The sequence below is a fragment of the Parabacteroides sp. AF39-10AC genome (genome assembly GCF_003635405.1).
In the GTDB taxonomy this organism is placed as follows: Bacteria; Bacteroidota; Bacteroidia; order Bacteroidales; family Tannerellaceae; genus Parabacteroides; species Parabacteroides distasonis.
In genome coordinates this window covers 1-2,737 of record NZ_QTLP01000067.1, presented here as the reverse complement: position 1 = coordinate 2,737, position 2,737 = coordinate 1, and the positions used below count along the sequence as shown (strand labels likewise).

At 44.8% G+C, this 2,737-nt stretch carries 2 protein-coding genes, 1 tRNA gene and 1 pseudogene; 2 read left to right on the top strand and 2 right to left on the bottom strand.

Translation table 11 applies throughout. The features are described 5' to 3' along the window. Window positions 1–47: 47 nt before the first annotated feature. Window positions 48–314 (top strand): annotated as a pseudogene (locus DW033_RS24130) (GNAT family N-acetyltransferase); the annotation flags it as partial. Here the strand turns inward: DW033_RS24130 and DW033_RS24125 are convergent. Together DW033_RS24125 and DW033_RS24120 are read right to left on the bottom strand one after the other, a co-directional pair. Beyond that, a complete protein-coding gene (locus DW033_RS24125) occupies window positions 306–902 on the bottom strand; it encodes a YqgE/AlgH family protein (protein WP_005856219.1) in 597 nt (198 codons plus the stop codon). The pseudogene DW033_RS24130 and the gene DW033_RS24125 sit on opposite strands and share 9 nt — an antisense overlap. 120 nt (window positions 903–1,022) lie before the next feature. Further along, complete coding sequence (locus DW033_RS24120; protein WP_044544905.1) at window positions 1,023–2,336, bottom strand: pyridoxal phosphate-dependent aminotransferase; 1,314 nt, start codon at window positions 2,334–2,336, stop codon at window positions 1,023–1,025. A gap of 144 nt (window positions 2,337–2,480) precedes the next feature. Between DW033_RS24120 and DW033_RS24115 the strand changes: the two genes are divergently transcribed. After that, a tRNA-Asp gene (locus tag DW033_RS24115) sits at window positions 2,481–2,554 on the top strand. The last annotated feature ends 183 nt before the right edge of the window (window positions 2,555–2,737 follow it).

Sequence of the window (2,737 nt, the reverse complement as noted above, 5' to 3'; positions counted from 1 at the left end):
AGCTAAGTATTGGATTATCAAATACTTAGCTTTCTTTCTTGTACCCAGAGCCGCATCCGAATCGGGCGGCTTGCGGTATTATGCTGGACCGTAGGTATCAAGGACGTGGCTTCGCTACGGAAGCGTTAAGACTATTGATGGAATACGCTTATACGTTTTTGAAGCTTCATCAACTTTATGTGCATATTCCCGTGGCGAACGAGCCTAGCAAGAAATTATTTACCCGTCTGGGATTTGTCGAGGCGGGGACGCTTAAGGACTGGATCAGGACACCGGATGGTTATTCCGATGTCTGCATAATGCAGTTAATTTAAATACGGGTCCTTCGGATATTTTGTCCAAGTTTTATAATCATTGCCTAATAATTCTACGGAATCTTTCCAATAGCCCTCCCCGTCGGCAGACAGGATATTATCGGTGGTGATATGGCTTACGGCCCACGAGTTCCGTTTGATTTCATGGTTTAATTGCCCTTCGGTCCATCCGGAATATCCCAAGAAAAACTTCACTTTCCCATCGATTGGGTGCCCGTTGAGGATGTATCGTTTCAATGCGTTGAAATCCCCGTCGAAATATAAATAATCATTGATCTTTAACGCGTCCGGAATGATATTATCCCCTAAGGAATGAATAAAGAACAAACGGTTGGGGCTGACCGGCCCCCCCAGATAAATCGGTATCTCCGGAAATTCGGCAAACTCCTTGAAAAAAGAGTTTACGATAAGATCCGTTTTTTTATTCAAGACAAATCCCATCGATCCGTGTTCCGTATGCTCTATTAATAATACGACGGAACGTTGGAAATAGGCATCTTGTAAAAAAGGCTCGGCAATCAGAATACTTCCTTGAATAGGAAGGACATCGTTATGTGTTATTTTAAATATATTTTTATAAGATGCCATGATCGTGAATGTTAGGTTGTTACTAATTCACCGACAATATAAGGCGTTTTTTAATAAGAAGCAAATGAAAAGCCCGGGATTCAAGTTAATAAACGTGAACCGACCGGGCTTATTGTTAATTTATGCTTGATGATTTTCCTCGAATAATCTCAGTCTTTCGTCCAGCAAATCATATTGGTGATCTTTTATGAAAGAGGTACAAGCCCGTAGTCCTTGTTGGTTACTGCCTGTGGTACTTAATGATATGGCGCTTACTCCGTAATAAACCAGCTCTTCCATCAATTGTCCGCCGGTCATTCCCGGGTAACCGATCGTGAAATAGAAACCGTCGGCTATCGGTTGGTCCAGATCGTGATCATAAACGATTGTGAAACCATGATCCGTAAAAATCTTCTTTAGTTTCTCCGCACGACGTCCGTATTCTTTCACTTGCGAGACAAAGTCGAACGTACCGTCCGCGGCGGCCTTGAACATGGCGGCTAAGGCGAATTGGGCGGAGTGGCTGGTTCCGGAAGATAGGGCGTATAAGACACGGTGGATATATACCGTACCGAACGTACCGCCTCCATAACGCTGAGTCAATCCCGGATAGGAGCGATGGTAAAGTTTATTGGAGATCGCTGTCACGCCGATACGCTGTCCGGCATAGCTGAACGCTTTGGAACCGGATATCTGCATGATATAATTATCGGTATAACGGGCTACGCTCGCTTGGTAAGGAGGCTCGAAAGGACATCCGAGGTCCTTGCGGAAATCCATGGCAAAATAGGCGAGGTCCTCTATGACAATCACGTCGTATTTGTTGGCCATCTCGCCGATGATCTTCAACTCCTCGTCGGTGAGGCAAAACCAAGCCGGATTGTTCGGGTTGGAATAGATCATCGCAGCAATATTGCCTTTGGAAAGATGCGCTTCCAAGGCCTCACGCAATCGCTCGCCACGATATTCGTATACGTCGAACGACTCATATTTATAGCCCATAACGGCTATTTGCTGTTTCTGCACGGGGAATCCGGGGTCGATAAACAAGATGGTGTCTTTTCCCGGCGTACATTGTCCGGCCGTAAGGAAAGAGGCGTATGTGCCCTGCATGGAACCGGTTACGGGTACGCAACACTCCGGGTCTATATCTATATTTATAAACGCCTTGATAAAGCGGGAAGCTTGCTTTTTCACTTCGGGAGTTCCGTTGATGTTCGGGTAGATAGACGCTATACCGCTACGAAGGGCTTCGATCTCAGCGTCTACGCCTACTTGAGCGGCTTTCAAGCCCGGTACGCCCATTTCCATATGGATGAACTCGGTTCCCGTTTCTTGTTCCAATTGCGTGGATATGGCAACTACCTCCCGGATAGTCGCTTTCCCAAAATCGGGAAGTCCAAAGCCATCGATAATCCGTCTGGCTGTCTGATAGTCTACAGGAGTATTTTTCATGCTAGTGTTAATTATATATGGGGGACAAAAGTATGAAATTTATCGATTTGTTCTAATTTTTTCATCCTAAACTATTGCGAATTCAAAAAATCCACCTATCTTTGCATCGCAATTCAACGGAATAGCGATAAAGAATAACATTTTGGTCTGGTAGTTCAGCTGGTTAGAATACATGCCTGTCACGCATGGGGTCGCGGGTTCGAGTCCCGTCCAGACCGCTTTTTATTTCTCCTTCCTCTTTTTAAATTTTCCTTTAATACATATTTTAGTACGATATCATCCGGTTCGATGGATTTTGCCTGATGGCATGAGGTTGTTATATTTGGAATGTTTATCTTTGAGACCAATAAAACGGCTCACCCGATAAACCTGGGGGATTAAGCATACAGCTTTGTAAGTCT

Bases quoted from the DNA above. Each gene is read 5' to 3' on its own strand.
- DW033_RS24120 (WP_044544905.1), bottom strand. From the start codon at position 2,336: ATGAAAAATACTCCTGTAGACTATCAGACAGCCAGACGGATTATCGAT.
- DW033_RS24125 (WP_005856219.1), bottom strand. From the start codon at position 902: ATGGCATCTTATAAAAATATATTTAAAATAACACATAACGATGTCCTT.